The 267-nt window shown below is 48.3% G+C and carries 1 pseudogene; it reads right to left on the bottom strand.

The features are described 5' to 3' along the window. Positions 1–254 (bottom strand): annotated as a pseudogene (locus DW182_RS21935) (hypothetical protein); the annotation flags it as partial. Positions 255–267: the final 13 nt, after the last annotated feature.

Below are 267 nucleotides of genomic sequence, written 5' to 3'. Positions count from 1 at the left end.
AGCATCAGACAGTCATCACCTTCACGGCCTATATACCGATGAATCATATACCGGCCTTCCCACTGATAAAAAGGACAGCACCAGACAGGAAGTTCCCCATCCGGAGGACAAGGAACTACTTCCACGAGGTCTATCCCCCCTCTGATAAAGGGATACATGCTTTGCCCGCCAATAAGCAGCCTCACCGTCTGCCCTTGCCTTAAAGCCTTGGCCACTTCGGCAAAAAAATCATTGGATACCGTTATTTTTCGCATGTTTACAATATGG

It is taken from the genome of Bacteroides sp. AM16-24, assembly GCF_003471885.1.
Classification (GTDB): domain Bacteria; phylum Bacteroidota; class Bacteroidia; order Bacteroidales; family Bacteroidaceae; genus Bacteroides.
Note: the sequence above shows the minus strand (reverse complement) of the source record. Positions and strands in the feature narration are given on the sequence as shown.